This window comes from Paenibacillus lautus NBRC 15380 (assembly GCF_004000945.1).
Lineage (GTDB): Bacteria > Bacillota > Bacilli > Paenibacillales > Paenibacillaceae > Paenibacillus_AQ > Paenibacillus_AQ lautus.
Map to the genome: position 1 here is coordinate 35,716 of NZ_BIMF01000003.1, position 16,605 is coordinate 52,320.

Genomic DNA, 16,605 nt, shown 5'->3' on the forward strand with positions numbered 1-16,605 from the left:
ACTCTCCTTGGTCAGATTATTTGCCCCACAGCTCTTGACGTTTGTTGAAGTTGTCCGTATAAATCTTTTCCAGCTTGGCCAGGCCAGCAGCCTCGATCTCGGCCATCATCTGGTTATAGGATTCCACCACTTGGTCCTCGGACGGCGACAGGGCCATCTTCAGGAAATATTTATTGATGGTGTCGTTCACCTTCGTTTCCATAATGGCTTCCGGCGTTCCACCAGCCGGACCCAGGTTGTCATATGGTGCCGTATCAAACGACGTATCGGCCAGGTTCTTGATCGCCAGATCCGTGACTGGATCGGTCTGGTAACGGCCCATCAGGTCATACGGGGTTCCGTCCTCGCCGGGACCGTTCTTAATCATCCAGGTCCACTTGCGAATGCCCGTCGTACGGGAAGCTTCGTCCCAATTCTTCTTGAAGGCGTCCAGCACTTCTTGTCTTGGCACATGCTTGCCGTCCTTTATGTCCCAATGCTCGCCCTCTACTCCCCACATCAGCAGATACTGGCCTTCCTCGCTGGCCAGGAAATCCAGCAGCTTCATCGTACGGACCGGATCCTTGTTGGAGCGGCTGATGGCGACGCCGTCCCAGCCCAGGGAGCTCTTCGGTCCGTAAGTGGCCTCTTCCGGCTTCACGCCCGGGGCCAGCACTTTGTATTGGTAGAACTGACGCTCGTCCTCGGTGGCCTTATCGGCTGCCTCGGTTTTGAGCAGCGCATTCGCATTCCCCACATTCCAGAGCGCTTCCGCCGTGGCGAATACGTTGCCGTTGCCCAGCTTCTGCTCGAACTGCTTGGTCTTCATCGTCGCCCATTCCTTATCGAGCAGGCCTTTGCGGTACAGGGAGTTCAGGAATTTAACCATTTCGAGATAACGCGGATCGCGGACGTCCTTCTTCAGCTCCCCGTTCGTTTCGTAATACGGCATCATGCCGTACATGCCCTTGAAGCTGCCGGTCACGGCTCCGACGTTCTCGCCATTGAGCGTCATCGGAATGCTTTCTTTGCCGTCGATGGCCTTGTATTTCTCCTTGAACTTGACGAGCAGCTGCTCGAATTCCTCCGCGGTAAACGGTTCGCCGTTGTTCACTTTATCGCCGACGCCCAGCTCCTTCATGATGTCCATGCGCATCATAAATCCGAACACCGGGTACTGCTCCAAGCCGTACCAGTTGGAGAAATAATAATTGTTGCCGTCCTCGCTTCGGGTTTTGGCAAGCGTGTCGCCGTACATTTTTTGGATATTCGGTCCGTGCTCTTCGATCAGATCATTCAGCGGGACGACCGCGCCAGAGGTAATATACTTGTTCATGATATCGCTTCCACGACTCATCAAAATAACATCCGGAAGATCGCCGCTGGCCAGCATCAGATTCAGCTTCTCGACCGGATTGCCCGTAGGCTGCTGGATCTCGACGGTGACGCCCGTCTTTTCCGTTATCACTTTAGCGACCGGATTCGTAAAGGCATCCCCCGTGTTTTGGTCAAACCAGGTTAACGTGATCGGCGCGTTACTGTCCGCATCCGTGCCGCTGTCTCCGCCCGATGCCGCCTTCTGGTTGCCGCCACAAGCCGAAAGCGTTGTCATAACGAGCGCTGCTGCCAGAATCCATTTTAGTTTCTTCATTCCCTGAACCCCTTTCTAAGGTCGTCATATTCATATGCTCGAATATATCTATCATTGTAAAAATCGGGAGTTCATTGATCTATAACGCAATCTTACAATCCATGATGCAAAATGTCTTTCATTCAGGGTAACGCCTGCTGTGGGTCCCGTTCGTTTGCAGGATGCCTATCGGAGATTACAGGTATCCGAATGGTCACCGCGGTTCCGATGCCGAGCCGGCTGAAGATGCTGACTCCGTACTCCTCCCCGTAGGTAAGCTTGATCCGGTCATCCACATTTTTCACGCCGTATCCCGACAGATTATCCGATTTGTTCAGCGCATGATCAAGCTGTTCGGGGGTCATGCCGATGCCGTCATCGATGACCTGGAGAAAGATGTCATCCCCCTCCTGCTTGAGCTTCACGTTAATGTTGATTCCCGTTTCGTCCCCAATGGCATGATTGATGCAGTTCTCGATGAAGGGCTGCAGAATCAGCTTGATTGTCGTAGTCCCGAACAGCTGCTCATCCAAGTCGTAATGCATATGGAGCTTGTCCCGGAACCGGATCTTCTGGATCGCTACGTAATTCTTCACCAGATTGATTTCCTGCTCCAGCAGAATGATGCGCTTCCCTTTATTCAGCGACACCCGGTAATACTTGGCCAAATAATTGACCATCTGGTACACCTGCATAGCCCCTTCCTTAATCGCCAGGGAGGAGATGGAGGACAAGGTGTTGTACAGAAAATGGGGGTTGATCTGGGCCTGGAGCGTATTCAGCTCCGACTCCTTCCTTGCAATCTCCTTCACGTACACGTCATGGATCAGGGATTGGATGGTCGAAGCCATCTTATTAAACGCAAAGGACACCTGGCCGATCTCGTCATGCCCCATCGGCTTAATCGACAGCCGGAAATCCCCGCGCTCCACCTTCCGGATCTGCTGCAGCAGCACCTCGATGCGCTTGGTCATGACCTTGGTCGTAAAATAGAGCAGCAGGATGGCCATGCCAATCGCCAGCACGGAGAACCAGATGACGTTCTTGGTCGCCTGATTCGCATTGGCCAGCAGCTCGTCGTAGGGCACGGTGATGACCGTGGACCAGCCGTTGCTGAGCTTTTTATATGTGAAAAAACGCTCCTGCCCATTAATCTTAATATCGAATGAGCCTGCATCCTGGGTCATCCGCTCCTGAATCGGAAACACGTCGAACAGCTGGTTCGATTGGAGGTTCTGATCCCCCGTGCTGATCACGCCGCCAAACTCGTCGATAATATAGACGCTTTTGTTGTCGTTCTCCATTTTGATCAGGGAGTAGAATTCGTTCGCGTTAATATCCATGGTCAAAATCCCGTACGGATGCTGCAGGCTGAAATAACTTAACGAACGGGCAATGGTGATATACGCATCATCGGCCTTGAAATTTCCGGAATGGAAGTACACCGTATTGCCGGCGGCATCCAGCACCTGCTCCTCCATCGCCCGGGGCAGCTCTTCCGTGTATTTGACGTATTGGCCGTCGGAATAAAGGGTATGGTTCCCCGTATAAATCGTGATGCCCAGAATGTTGGCATTCAGGGTCATCAGGGACGGCAGCGTCCGGTTGATATATTGGAAGGCATCCAGATAATAGTACGCTTGCTCATAATCGGTAGAGAGATAATTGCGGAGCTGCGCATCCATGTAGAGGATGTTCGACAGCTGATTGTAATACTCCAGCCTCTTCTCCACGTTGGTGTTAATCTGTGCCAGCGATCCGCCCAAGGCCGTATAGGTATGCTCCGTAATCGTGCTGCGGGTCGAAGAATACGAATAATAGATCAGCAGCGAGAACGGAAGGATGATCACGATCAGAAAGATGAAAAAGAACTTGTGCCGGAGCCGCCAATTGGTGTAAGCGCGTAAGTGCGCGAACGGGAAAGCCCCTGCCAGACGGCCCCACGGGCCGGACGGGCTAGATGTTTTTGCGGTATTCATTCGGCGTAACTCCTTGGCTTTTTAAGAATAAGGAAATGAAGTAGGATGTGCTCTCATAACCGACCCTTTGGGCGATGTCCTGCACTTTGAGCGAATCGTCGGCCAACAGCTCCTTGGCTTTGTTCAACCGGATTCTCGTTAGGTAATCATGAATCGTCATGCCGGTTTTCTCCTTAAAGATGGAACGCAGATAGTTGGGGGACAGATACACCTGATCGGACAAGCTGTTAATCGTGATGGCCTGGTGATAGGTCTGGTCGATCGTCGTGCGCACCTGGTGCACCAGCCTTGCATTTTTGTCCATGAACCGGTATTCCAGCGTCCGAATCGCATGCCCGGCGTAATCCATGATGATCGCTTCGATTTCAATAATGGTTCGGCACTGATAGATGGCATGGTAAAGCTCCGCACGCTTGTGGCTCTCCGTGATCGGTTCGTGGATCCCCTCCAGCAAACGCTCCACCAGTCTGATGGCAAAGTCGCACACTTCGGTTTTTCTGATCCGCAGCATGACCAGCCGGTTGAAGTAATCCCGCAGCTTCTGCGCGGCCTGCTCGGACACCAGCTGATGAATGTCATCGAAATAGGCCGTCTCTTGGAAAGGAGGAATTTGCCGGCTCTCCAGCTGCCGCAACACGTCCTTGGCATAGATGACTCTCCCGTTCCCGACGTAAAACATCTCCTCCAGCATCAGCCGCGTCTCCCGGTATAAATCCCGGATGCAGGACAGCTCTTCCGGCTCTTCGTTCACGGCCGCGGTCATCGTAAAGCCCAGCGTATCCTGCATCTGCTTCATCAGATCCTCCCACGTAAAGCGGCTCAGATGGCTGGCGGCATCCATGAAGACGCCCAGCTCGCCTTCCCGGCAGATGATCAGATCCGCTTCCAGCTTCTTGTCCGAAAGCCACTCCTCCACAAACGTCTGCAGGCGCGCCATGCCATCTTCGAGGGACAGCCCCGGCTCTGCAGCGTGCGGAGCATCGATGCCGAGCAGCGTAAGGGTATACGTTCTCGGCTCACTATGGCGGGACAACTTATGGTAGCTGGCGGCGAGGTTTCGGAATCGCTCCTCGTTCTGCTCGAATATCATCTCTCGTACAATATTGGATTTGGTCACGCGAATGGAGCGGTTCTTCATCCGCACTTCCTCGCAGCGCCGTTTGACTTTATCGATAACGCTTACAATTTCGCTCAGATCCAGCGGCTTCAATAAATAGCCGACGGCTCCCACGTTTAAGGCCGACTTCACATAATTGAATTCATCGTGTCCGGTCAGGAAGACGAACTGAATCCAGTCGAATAACTCACTCACCCGTTTCGCCATATCAAGCCCGTTCATGACGGGCATCTGGACATCCGTCAGTACGATATCGGGCTGAATCACCTCGATCTTCTCCAGGGCATCCCTGCCGTTCAGGGCTGTTCCGGCTACATATATCCCCATCTCTTCCCAACGAATATAATCTCGGATCATCTCAAGCTCCAGTTCTTCGTCATCTACGAGAAAAATGCTATACATGCTCATACCCCCTGTGTCGGCTTTATCCCTTCATATTATAGCGATTTCGTTATTTTAACTATGGGAACAAGCAATGTAAGTTATTTTCAAGCATCTTTCGTTACATTGTCATATCGACACTCATTTTTTCCGAGTCTTATAATTTGAGTTAACTTGAGATGCGAGGTGCCCCATATGAAACCTGCTACAACCTTACAGACGCGGAGTGACTTGAATTTAAGTCCTCATCGAAAAAGCCGCTGGGCGATGCTGAAGCAGCAGAAGTATTTATTCCTGATGATGCTGCCCGGACTGATCTGGGCCATTGTGTTTGCGTATACGCCCATGGTTGGTCTATACATGTCCTTCGTCAATTACCAGCCGACGCTCGGCGGCTTCTGGTCGACCCTGTTTACGAGCGAGTTCGTCGGCCTGGAATGGTTCCGTTACTTCTTCAACAATGGCGACTTCTGGATCGTCATGCGGAATACGCTGGCCTCCACGCTGATCACGCTTCTCTTCTCCTTCCCGATGCCGATCCTGATCGCCATCGCGATTAATGAGATCAAGAATGTAAAGTTCAAAAAGACGGTGCAAACCGCCTCCTATCTTCCCTATTTCATATCCTGGGTCATCGCGGCCAACATCATCGTGACCCTGCTCTCCTCGGACGGCGCGATTAACGGCATTTTGAAATTCCTCCATATTACCGATGAAAGCGTTTTATTCTTGCAGAACGGCAAGTACTTCTGGTGGATCGTCGCGCTCGGCAATACGTGGAAGGATATGGGCTACAGCTCGATCATGTATTTGGCGGCCATCTCGTCCATCAACCAGGAGCTCTATGAAGCGGCCAAGGTCGACGGCGCCAACCGTTTTAAGCAGATCCGGTACATCACCCTGCCTCACCTGAAACCAACCATTGTCATTTTGCTGATTCTGGCGCTTGGCGGCATCCTGAACGCGGGCTTCGACCAGCACTTCCTGCTCGGCAATGACCTGACGCGGGATTACTCCGACGTCCTGTCCACCTATTCGTTCCGCTATGGTATTCAGAACGGCATGTTCTCCTATGCGGCAGCCGTCGGCATGTTCAGCTCCGTGGTGGCTTTCATCATCGTGGTCATCGTCAACTATACGGCGAAAAAGCTGAACGGGCAGTCCCTATTCTAAACCATAAGGAGGTACATCCATGTTAAGCAAAAAAACCGTGCCCGAGCGTATCTTCGATGCCTCTTTATACCTGTTCCTGACCGGCATCTTTCTCGTCACCTTCTATCCGTTCTGGAACATCCTGGTCATCTCCTTGAACGATGCAACCGATACGATGCGGGGCAATCTGTACTTCTGGCCGCGCGTGCCAACCATCGAGAGCTACCTGACTATCTTCCGGAATCCGGAGATCTGGAGCGCCATTCAAATCACCGTGCTGCGTACCGTCGTCGGGACGGCAGTATCCATCTTCTTCATCACGCTGCTCGCCTATCCGCTCAGCAAGCGCAATCTGCTCGGATGGAAATACTTCTCCTTCTTCTTTGTGTTCACGATGTATTTTGGCGGCGGGCTGATCCCGACGTATATGATCATCAAATCCCTGGGGCTGATCGACTCCTTCTGGGTCTATATCTTCCCTGGCTTAATCGGCGTGTTCCTGATGATTCTGGTGCGCACCTTCATGGAGCAGATCCCCGGCGAAATCGAGGAATCCTCCAAAATCGACGGCGCAAACGACCTGCAGACGTTCTTCCGCATCATCATGCCGCTGTGCGTGCCGGTGCTCGCCACGATCGGCCTGTTCCTGGCCATCGGCCATTGGAACTCCTGGTATGACTCCTATGTGTATACCTACAAGCCGGAACTGAAGACCCTGCAGGCCGTCCTGGTCAAAATCCTTAACCAGTTCCAAACCGCCGGCATGATGTCCGATGCCCAGCAGCTGGCGCAGGGCTCCAAGCGGATCCCGGTCTCCAGCGAAAGCATCCGGATGGCGGTGACCATGGTCGCCACGCTGCCGATCATTATGGTGTATCCGTTTGTGCAAAGGTATTTTGTGAAGGGGATTATGATGGGGGCTATAAAGAGTTAGATAGTGGGGAAATAGAGAACCCCTTACTATAATTGTAGTAAGGGGTTCTCTAAAGATTAGAATTTAAAATGATGCCATTTAATCTGATTAAGAGCTAGGGCAGTAATAAAACAATTATTAAGTACATTGAAAAAATTATACTCCCCTGTCTTATAAATTAATCCTGTCGTATTTATTAATATAAAAATAGCAATATAAATTAAATTCATATGAGAAATTAATAACTCGCTAGTATACTCCTCTTTTATATTTTTTTGTCCCATTATAGTAATGTAAGAACGGTTTACTTTTACTCCTATGATTCGATAAATAATTAAAAATACAGTTACAATAATGTAAAATAAACCTGAAACATTAAATTGAAGTTCCTGGTAGAATCTCGAAATGAGGCTGCTTATGAGAAGAACTAGAATTAAATAAGCAAATGAAGTTACTATCAAAGTTGTAATTGTTGAGTATAATTTAAAAAATATTACGACTATAAAAACTATAAGCGCATCTACTACCAATGTAATAAGAAATATTTTTGCAGTGTTACTAAAGATACTTACACCTAATAAAATCCCCAGTAGCATAATTACTAAAAATTGATTAATTTTTAGTTTGTAATTAAGATGGGCAAATATCATTACCAGTCCTAATAAAATACCAATTGCTGAAATAAGCGTAGCCAGAATTGCGAAATATAAAGTATTGAATTCTACACCAATCTTCAAATCAGATTCATATTTGTTTAGTGCAAGCAACGAGACTGTTAAGATTAATATACCCGTTAGAGAAAATCCAATTTTTAATTTCGTTGTTGTGTGGGGGTTAAAAAAGGTGTTATTCATAGTATGAAACAAATCACTCCCAATCAAATAAATAAGTGATTCAAAGCAATTTATTGTTACAATATCAAATCAATCTCAAGTCATTATAAACAGCTGAAATTTTTGGAAATACTTTCGGGGCAAAAATCACGACCTACTCAAGAATAGAGGCAGAATAGTTTCCACTCCTTGAATAACAATAATAATTTCAGTAAATTAGCAATTCATGACATTCTGTAACTGCTCAAAATAAAAAGAAGACGGGGCAATTTTTCTATACTGATTAAGCACTTTATGAAACTTGCAAGCACCTAACCGCTTCCCACAATTGCATGGACATTTTTGTTTATTAGCAAATCGCTTGTTAAAACTAAGGAGCCTAAAAGCATGAATAACTTGAGTCTTATTCTCTAGACCAAACAATTCTAAGTAATCATCAATAATTCCCTTCTGACCATGAGAAAGTTCTCCGAAAATAAAGCTGCCACCATTGTTTATTTTATGAGAAACAGCATACAAGTATGGAACTAAACACTCTTCTACAAAAGTAACAATAGTTGGACTATAACTTAATATTCTCAAAAGTCGGAGGGGGGAACCCAGACACAATGAATCATCTGGATTAATATGATAATTTTGATCCCTAGGTATTTTTCCTCCAACTTCTTGTACCACTGGTAATTGAAAGGGGAATTTATAAGGAATAATGATTGATAAACTATAAGAATCCTCAATATCTGGCATCCCCTTTGCTGCTGCCTTAAACTTTAATATTCCTTTCAGTGTGATATCGTTTCCTCTGGATGGTCCAATAGTCATTCCAGGATAATCTTCTAAAAAATCTAATACGCCATGTTGGTACATGATCACGACTCCAACTCGCCATCTTTCCAAGGTTTGGGAGGTTCAATGATTATATGTTGTTTTGAAGAAACTGTCGCCATCTCTGCCGTGGTTACTCTAATACTTTGAGCCAATTTACCCGGATTAATATTAAGTGAAAATTTCAATTGAGCTTGTTCTGCAATAAATTTAGTATCATTTGTTGATGTAATATGAGCGAAATCAATCTGCGCCTGATGAAGCCAGTTTCTAAAATTTCGCTCAAGATTTAAATGTAGATACTCCAGCATACCCCATCGATCAGCAAAATCTTCTTCAGGATTCACAGGATTAGGGACCCTTGGACTATTCATATTAACATGGGTACCCATTGTCGATAAAATATTGTTAAGCGCTGATACTATATCTTTTTCACCATTGTAAGCCCTCGCAGCAAGGGTCGTAATGATAATAGAAATAGGCTTTGATTCGTTATCCCCAAACATTTGATCGCGATGTCGTTTCAATAATTGAATGCAGCGTTGAAGTGGAGTTTTTCTCTTGTAAATAGGGACTCTATCAACTTGAGCCTTCTCCATAAGAACCTGTTCTTCGTACTTTCTCATACGATGCTCAAACCATTTACCATAACCTTCTGGATTACTAATATTCCAATCATCACAGACTTTTTTAAAACTTTCGTGCCTATCATCCGTTATGGCTACCGATAACTTCGATGCACTTTGTGCCACGAACTCTTCAAGTCCGAACTTAACCATCGATTCCAAAAGAAGTTTCTGTTTACTATCTTCTTCAGGAATACACGGTACAATATCTAAATGGAAACTGATATCATCTTGATATTCTAATCGCCAGCAACGGTGCTTCGATACCAAATCTTCCTTAATATTACGAGCTATTCTATAGGCCTTAAGTTCCTCACCAATAATTCCTTTAAGTGATTCCTGAGAATGTGATTGTTTTGTAACTCCAGTTCTGATTTTACATGCTAAATCCAAATCGTATTCTTCTGCTTCATTTATAGGTCTTATTGTTGTTCCTAACATAAAAGAACCCTGAGGGAATATGTGTACCTCGTTATCTTTAAAAAAAGATTCATCTCTATTAAACCATCTACCTAAATCTTCATAACGATTAATCGCTCGTTCATAGGAAGAATCAGGTAAATCCAAAGCTTCTAAGAGTTCTTTAAAAATTTGCTCCTTTTGTTCTCTTGTTATCATGATTTGCCTCCTCCAATATTCAAAGCTTCTAAAAACGATCCTAGATCATTATTTTGATCGTAAATTATCCACGGCATATCTGCTTTAGGCATCCTTGCTCTTCCCATTTCAATTGAAAGGGAAACAGCCATAGCAGGAAATATTCTAAGTGGAGTCTCAAAACCATGCTTTTCTTTTATCTGAACCATAAGTTTCCGTATCACAGTTCTCATCAAAGATAACTGAGCTTTTTCACGGATTGTATCATTGCCGATGTACTCATCCATAACTGTCAGTTCCCAAATACATATTTCTTTGCCCAATACATTATAGATTCTATCGTGTGATATTTTATCGGTAAGTGAGATAACTAATACAGGAGGATTGTTGAAAGAAGTCGGCTCTTTAACAATAAATTCAAATCCCTCCGGGAACTCTTGCCATTTCCATGTTTTAGGTTCTCTTATGGGCTGATAAACATCTACATCAATTTTATCTGTAAATAATGTCCCTAGTTTAATAAGTAATGGAATAGGTGCCAGAGCGAATACCGAAAAGTGTGCCAAAGTGGTTTCATCTTCAATTCGCCTATTAATCTCACTTAAGAATTTAGACTCTAAGTGCTTAGACTCTGTCACCCAAAACTCTGGTGAGTTATCTCGATGGGAACAGATCATTGACAAAACAATCGGTCTTTCTTCAGCAGGATATCGTTCAGGAAACATTGCATCAATTGCTTCAGATTTCTGAATAATTGACTTCTGTTCACCAATATTACTACCATAAAAAACAACATGTGATTTTCGATTTGATGTAATACCTGTTACAGTCACAACTCTACCCTCGTGACTCTGCTTCCATTGTTGCAATAAATTTGCTGAATACTTTGATCCTGTCTTATCCTGATCAATGGTTGTATGACATCCATTACACATCAACATTAAGTTATCGATGTTGTTTAAATCCTCAGGATTTTTCTTAAATGGCCCCCACCCTCTTGGCCCTGTTTCTGAGAATGAGTATATATGTGCTTTTTCAGAAATATTGACTCTCTCTTGCGTGACTGGAGACCTATATAGTAAAGTATTGCACCCTTGAAACTCACATCTTCCAGCAGCTCTCGCCCATAATTCCCGCTCCACTTCTCTTTTGATATACCTAGTAACTTCTTGTGTTTGACCCTTTGCTTCATTTTTTGCCAAGATATACTCCCTCTCTCATTTCTAATCACAAATATAAAAAGATTTAAAAACTAAACCTAGCCTTGAATCATATACCTCATTAGCGTTGTAAAAACCTAATCTCTTTCTTAAAAGAGCTTTCTCTTTATATTGTTATTCGACATAGTTCTCTTTCCCCCTTCCAAAAGAACTAAATCCCTCCAAAAAATCAGATTAAAATATGTCTAGAATCATGGAATCTATATAGTTTAGTCAAACTAATAATATGGTCAAGTTCTATTGCCTTATATTTTCTGTCTTTGACCAGTTTCTTTCCCCCTACCTAAAGCCCACCTCAATCTCCTTCCTCCCATAAAACACCTTCACACTCCCATCCTCATTCCCCTTCACCCTTGCCTCAACCAGCTTCCCATCTTCCCAGCTCATATCCACCTCAATATTCCCTTTCGCCTTCAGCCCTGTCACGCTGCCCGTCGGCCATATGGTCGGCAGTGCAGGCAGGAGATGAATCTCGCCCTCGTGGCTCTGCAGCAGCATTTCCGCAATGGCGGCGGTGCCGCCGAAATTGCCGTCGATGACAAAGATGTTGGCCTCGGCTCCGGCTACGCCGGGTTTGGAGTAGGTGAGCATGTTGTCGAAGCACAGCTCCCCGATCAGGTGAGCAATATGCTGGACGGCTTGGTCTCCGTCATGTAATCGGGCGTAGAAGAGTCCGAACAGCGCCGCGGTAAATTCGATATCCTCCAGGTCGGCCCGGTTGTTCCGGTTCTCCAATGTCACTCGGGCTGCCGCAGCTAGTTCCGGCGTACGATGCGGCGTGATTTGGCTGCCGGGATACAGGGCATATAGATGCGACAGATGGCGATGCTCCGGCTGCGCCTCCTCATAGTCCTCCAGCCATTCCTGCAGCTGCCCCTTCTTGCCGATCATCAGCGGGGGCAATTGATCCAGCGCAGTCTGCCACTTCTGCCGAAGCTCCTCATCCACGCCCAGCGTCTGTGCAGCCTTCACGCAGAACGCCAGCAAATCCCGGACCAGGACTTGATCCATGGTCGGACCCATGGACAGCTGCTGATGCCCATCCTCCGGATTGTCGGTATAGAAGCTGTTCTCCGGCGAGTTCGACGGCCCCGTCACCAGCCAACCCTCCTTCGGATGCACGGTCATGTAATCCATGAAAAAGGCCGCGGCCTCCTTCAGGACGGGATAAGCCAGCTCCTCCAGAAAAGCCTGATCCCGGTTATACGCATAGTGCTCTATCATATGCGTCGCGATCCACAATCCGCCCGTCACGTTGAGCCCCCAGGAGGTTCCCCACCCCGGCGACGCAAATCCCCAGGCATTGGAGAATACATGGGCCACCCAGCCGTCGGCATCATAATAATGGCGCGCAGCCGGGCGACCGGCCACCGACAGCTGCTGGATATACCGCATGAGCGGCTCATGGCTCTCGCTCAGGTTCGCGGCCTCCGTCGGAAAATAGTTCATCTGGGTGTTCACATCCAGGTGATAATCGCAGCTCCAGGCCATTTTGTTGGCTTCGCCGTCATTCCATATGCCTTGCAAATGCATGGGCAGAATGGAGTCTTGTCGTGACCCGCTAATCGTCAAGTACCGGCCGTATTGATAAAACAACGCAAACAACGCCGGATCATCCCGCTTGCCCTGCTTAAACCTGCCGATCCGCTGGTCTGTAGGCAGACTGGAATACTGGCTGCTTCCCAGATCCAATCGTACACGGGCATACAGCGGTTGATAGTCTGCCAGATGCTTGGCTCTCAGCGCGTCATATCCCAGCAGCAGAGCCTGATCCAGCTGCAACGCGCTTTTCTCCCGCCAGCTTTCACCTTCTTGACGGTAATCCGTATTCACCGCAAAATAAATCGCCGCTTCATCCGCCCCGGATACGCTTATGGTGTCATCCGATGAGCTCACCTGCCCGCCTTTCGCTGCAACACGCAGCTGGCCTTGGCAGGACACCCCGCACTCCCCATTGCTATGTACGCTTTCCAGTGCCTGTCCCCGGAATTCGATCGTGTCCTTCCCAGTAACGGCAGCATGAAAAGGACCATTCTCGCCTCGAATCGAAATGCGGAATGATACGCCTGACGAGGCATGGGTGCTGCGGATCCGGGAAACGATAACCTGATCCGCATGGGAAGCAAATACCTCTCGCGTCATCTCCGCTCCCGCTCCATCGATCTCGCAAACAGAACGTGCCACCGCCTCCTGCAGATCCAGTTCCCGATGGAATAGCGGCTCAGCTGCTGCATCTTGTCTCCCGCTCTCGAATGGCTTCACGTTATGGTCAAATTCCAGCACGACTTGGCATAGTCCCAGATTGGTGCCAAAATTCAATTTTTCCGGCTCCAGATGCTTCTTGGCCAGTCGATCGCCTTCGCGATAATCGCCCTGGAAGAAGTGCTGCCGCATCCGCTCCAAATCCGCTTTGCTGTTGCTTCGCCCTTGAGTCGGCTCCGATTGGCCGGACCAATAGGTGGTTTCGGTGATATTCCATATTTCTCTGTCAGGAGTGGATACCACCACATTCCCCATCCGGCCATTGCCGATCGGCAGCCCTTGCGACCAGCCCTGGGCCGGTTTTGTATACCAAAGCTTCATATCTGACATGTTGCATTCCCCTCTTCATTTGATTTTCCAATATCGAGACAAGCACTACCCTTACAGCAAAAGCAAGAAATCGCGATTCCCGGGTGGAGCCGAGAACCGCGATGAACTTGCAGTTGTACATGATGAATCGATGACTTCTTGTTATGGATTAGGGACGATTTTATAAAGCTTGGATTCGGCCGCTTTTAGCGTCACATCCAGCGAAGAGCCAGACACCGTCTGAGATTGGCCGCTCCATACATCCGTCACCGTATAGGACGCCGCCCCTTCCGAAGCGATACCGGCTCGAACGAGATCCACGGTGTGCTGTGCCGCATTTTGCGTATAGTTAAATACGGCTACATAGCGGGTTCCTTGATCGTCCAGCACGAATACGTTCGCTGCCTGCGTGCCCGTGTTGCCTTCTACCGGCCGGAACGCCTTGCCCTTCATGGCAAGCCCGTTCACTTCCGGATTCGTCAGCAGCGTTTCCATGTACTGCCGTGCCGTCGCATCGGTTACGTCATCCGAATTCAGGAAGACCGTGCCGGAGATTGCGGCCGCATTGACGCGCGACTGCGCGCCTTCGATCGATCCGCCTTTGGTTAAGTGCATATAGTCCGGATCGGTATAATGATAGATCGTTCCGTTCTGCCACCAGCCGTACGTGAGATTGTTCAGCTGGTATTCCGTGCTGCCGATACTTCCGTCGATATCGCACGAGATGCGGCGGCTGTGCGCATATTGGCTAGGGAACAGCGGCGCGATGGAAGCGCTGATGAACATGGAGCCGTCCAGCACTTCATTCAGGTAAGCCATCCCTTGATTGTAGGCCTGGACGCCGGTTTGAACGTTGGCGTCATCATGCTTGCCTTCCATTGCTCCGTGGCTCAGAAAATCGATTTTGATATATTCAAAGCCCTTGCTCTTGAACTTATTCATGTAATAATCGATCCGCTGTTTCACGCCTGGATGTGTCGGATCTACGGCGTAAGCGCCGTCCAGCGTCGGCAGCACGTTGCCGTCCATATCGCGCAGCACGATATCGCCGTATTTATACTTGCCGTTCGTCCCTTCGACTTCCTGCTCCATATTGTTGCCCCAGTACACGAACGGCGAATAATAGATGCCGGCCTTCTGTCCATTACTATGAATGAGCTGAACCAGATCCGTCAGCTGCTGATCCGTCATGTTATCCCAATAGGAATCGAGATTGATGTAGATATCGCCTTCATTGTTGAAGGAATGGTTCTGAATTTGGTCTTTAACATAATTCGAGACCGAAACTGCCTTGTCAAAGCTTAAATCGCTGGCATAAGCTCCCCAGCTGTTCCAGCCGACCGGAACGCCTTCAGGAATGTCTTCGCCAAAGGCTAACGGAGGCTGGATCGCTGCATTCACCTGGCCAAACTCCTCCAGCCCGGTCCGGTAATCCTCGAAAAAGCCGACCATGATTTTCGGCGAAGCAATCTGCTTGCCCGTTACTTTTCCATGCGGGATCGTGTCCCACGTGGAGGTGGATGACGTAAATCCGCCATATACGCGCAGTTTGTTCAATTTGTCATTCGAGCCGCTCCAATAGATGCCGGTTTTCCACGTGTCATGCGTCACCGATCCGATGACGAGGCCGTTCCGACTCGTATTGTCATAGATGGCCGTCAGCTCAGAGCTGACATACAGACCGTTGTTGAGGCCGGTATTCATCGACTTCGCTTGGTATCTGGACCAAGCATCATTGTCGAAAGGAACGACGAGGACCCGGTTATCGTCATAGCTGCCGATGTCGATGCCGCCTCTCGCTTCCATCGCGATAGGTGCAATGTTCCCCGTAGATATTGCGGAATGATGGGAAGCGACCGTTTCCGTAAGCAGATACGGCCCGTCTTCATAGACGTAATAGATTTGGCTGAGCGATGGCATTGCCCCATCCTCATTAACGACCGTCACTTTAATGCCCTTGCCGGTGGCATCCTGGAATGGGACCACCTGATTTTTATAGAATTTATGATGTTTATAATCTGTACTTGCAACCATCCGGTCGAGCTGGATCTCGCTGTATAACCCCTTGGCAACCGCTTTGCCGTTCCAATTGTATTGCGACAACCCGGTCGAGGTGTTGTACAGCAGCTCATACGTCGGATTGGATACCTTAAAGCCGTTGGCATATTCGGTTAGGGTGATAGAGCCATAACTCGTGGCTTTCTTTTGCTTGCCTAAATCGCCAATGCTTCCATCAGGGCCTGATCCGTCATCGCCGGCTGAATCAAAGGTCAGCTCAATCTTGTCAAAATCGGGCGAGTATCCGCCTGCGTCATCGAACAGAATCGTGTTGCTGCCCTGATTCAAATCAATTTGAATCTGATAAGTGCCGATCGTGTTCCAATCCGCTGTTTTCGGAAAACTGAAATTCTCCTTCTCCGCTCCGTTCACGGAGATCGAAGCCGCGCGGGAATCCCCGGAGATGTAGAACATGTTCATATTGTAGATACCGGCCTTATCGGCCTGAATCCCGTTGACCGTCAGGGTGGAACCGCCGTACAGATTGCCGGCTTTTTGCCCGCCTGAACAGAAGCCGCAATCGACCGCTCCTGCATTGCCGGTAAACGTGTTCTGAGATGCCTCAGCCTCGTAGGAAAGGATGCCTCCGGCCGTTTGACTCGGCTGCTGCGGTTCTGCCGAAGCAAAGGAGCTGCCTAGCACAGACCCCACTAACAGAATCGATAAGAACAGCATGAATGGTTTTTGGAAGAATTTGAACGGATGAATACTCACTGAACCTCTCCTC

11 protein-coding genes are annotated in these 16,605 nt (G+C 48.3%); 2 read left to right on the forward strand and 9 right to left on the reverse strand.

The genetic code is table 11. From position 1 onward, the window contains the following. Positions 1-16 precede the first annotated feature (16 nt). The 3 genes from PLA01S_RS07175 to PLA01S_RS07185 all read right to left on the reverse strand — a co-directional run bounded on the left by PLA01S_RS07175 (position 17) and on the right by PLA01S_RS07185 (position 5,107). Positions 17-1,630, reverse strand: a complete 1,614-nt coding sequence (locus tag PLA01S_RS07175; protein ID WP_127591175.1) for an ABC transporter substrate-binding protein — start codon at positions 1,628-1,630, stop codon at positions 17-19. Between the two features lie 122 nt (positions 1,631-1,752). Continuing rightward, positions 1,753-3,588: a cache domain-containing sensor histidine kinase gene (locus PLA01S_RS07180; protein WP_127591177.1), complete on the reverse strand. Its 1,836-nt coding sequence runs from the start codon at positions 3,586-3,588 to the stop codon at positions 1,753-1,755. Then, positions 3,566-5,107, reverse strand: a complete 1,542-nt coding sequence (locus PLA01S_RS07185) for a response regulator (protein ID WP_127591179.1) — start codon at positions 5,105-5,107, stop codon at positions 3,566-3,568. Before PLA01S_RS07185 ends, PLA01S_RS07180 begins: the two co-directional genes overlap by 23 nt. Positions 5,108-5,281: 174 nt before the next feature. On the opposite strand from PLA01S_RS07185, the gene PLA01S_RS07190 reads away from it, so the two are divergent. Then, positions 5,282-6,259, forward strand: coding sequence for an ABC transporter permease (locus PLA01S_RS07190; RefSeq protein WP_076325175.1), 978 nt, complete (start codon positions 5,282-5,284; stop codon positions 6,257-6,259). A gap of 19 nt (positions 6,260-6,278) precedes the next feature. Further along, on the forward strand, positions 6,279-7,172 hold the full coding sequence (locus PLA01S_RS07195; RefSeq protein WP_127591181.1) for a carbohydrate ABC transporter permease: 894 nt from the start codon (positions 6,279-6,281) through the stop codon (positions 7,170-7,172). 56 nt (positions 7,173-7,228) lie between these two features. On the opposite strand, the gene PLA01S_RS07200 is transcribed toward PLA01S_RS07195, so the two are convergent. The 6 genes from PLA01S_RS07200 to PLA01S_RS07225 all read right to left on the reverse strand — a co-directional run bounded on the left by PLA01S_RS07200 (position 7,229) and on the right by PLA01S_RS07225 (position 16,592). Continuing rightward, positions 7,229-8,005 (reverse strand): hypothetical protein, encoded by a 777-nt coding sequence (locus PLA01S_RS07200; protein WP_127591183.1) that lies wholly within the window; start codon positions 8,003-8,005, stop codon positions 7,229-7,231. Between the two features lie 195 nt (positions 8,006-8,200). Continuing rightward, the gene (locus PLA01S_RS07205; RefSeq protein WP_127591185.1) at positions 8,201-8,848 is read right to left on the reverse strand and encodes a hypothetical protein; all 648 of its coding nucleotides are present in this window, start codon (positions 8,846-8,848) and stop codon (positions 8,201-8,203) included. 2 nt (positions 8,849-8,850) lie between these two features. Then, complete coding sequence (locus PLA01S_RS07210) at positions 8,851-10,050, reverse strand: nucleotidyltransferase domain-containing protein (protein WP_127591187.1); 1,200 nt, start codon at positions 10,048-10,050, stop codon at positions 8,851-8,853. Further along, positions 10,047-11,231: an SAVED domain-containing protein gene (locus PLA01S_RS07215; RefSeq protein ID WP_127591189.1), complete on the reverse strand. Its 1,185-nt coding sequence runs from the start codon at positions 11,229-11,231 to the stop codon at positions 10,047-10,049. The genes PLA01S_RS07210 and PLA01S_RS07215 overlap by 4 nt, the downstream gene beginning before the upstream one ends. Before the next feature lie 297 nt (positions 11,232-11,528). Beyond that, positions 11,529-13,841, reverse strand: a complete 2,313-nt coding sequence (locus PLA01S_RS07220; protein ID WP_127591191.1) for a glycoside hydrolase family 95 protein — start codon at positions 13,839-13,841, stop codon at positions 11,529-11,531. A 141-nt stretch (positions 13,842-13,982) separates the two neighbouring features. Then, entirely contained in the window at positions 13,983-16,592 is a 2,610-nt protein-coding gene (locus tag PLA01S_RS07225) for a carbohydrate-binding protein (protein ID WP_127591193.1), read from the reverse strand. Positions 16,593-16,605 lie beyond the last annotated feature (13 nt).

Coding starts and splice junctions, on each gene's coding strand:
- PLA01S_RS07175 (WP_127591175.1), bottom strand. CDS start 1,630: ATGAAGAAACTAAAATGGATTCTGGCAGCAGCGCTCGTTATGACAACG.
- PLA01S_RS07180 (WP_127591177.1), bottom strand. CDS start 3,588: ATGAATACCGCAAAAACATCTAGCCCGTCCGGCCCGTGGGGCCGTCTG.
- PLA01S_RS07185 (WP_127591179.1), bottom strand. CDS start 5,107: ATGTATAGCATTTTTCTCGTAGATGACGAAGAACTGGAGCTTGAGATG.
- PLA01S_RS07190 (WP_076325175.1), top strand. CDS start 5,282: ATGAAACCTGCTACAACCTTACAGACGCGGAGTGACTTGAATTTAAGT.
- PLA01S_RS07195 (WP_127591181.1), top strand. CDS start 6,279: ATGTTAAGCAAAAAAACCGTGCCCGAGCGTATCTTCGATGCCTCTTTA.
- PLA01S_RS07200 (WP_127591183.1), bottom strand. CDS start 8,005: ATGAATAACACCTTTTTTAACCCCCACACAACAACGAAATTAAAAATT.
- PLA01S_RS07205 (WP_127591185.1), bottom strand. CDS start 8,848: ATGTACCAACATGGCGTATTAGATTTTTTAGAAGATTATCCTGGAATG.
- PLA01S_RS07210 (WP_127591187.1), bottom strand. CDS start 10,050: ATGATAACAAGAGAACAAAAGGAGCAAATTTTTAAAGAACTCTTAGAA.
- PLA01S_RS07220 (WP_127591191.1), bottom strand. CDS start 13,841: ATGTCAGATATGAAGCTTTGGTATACAAAACCGGCCCAGGGCTGGTCG.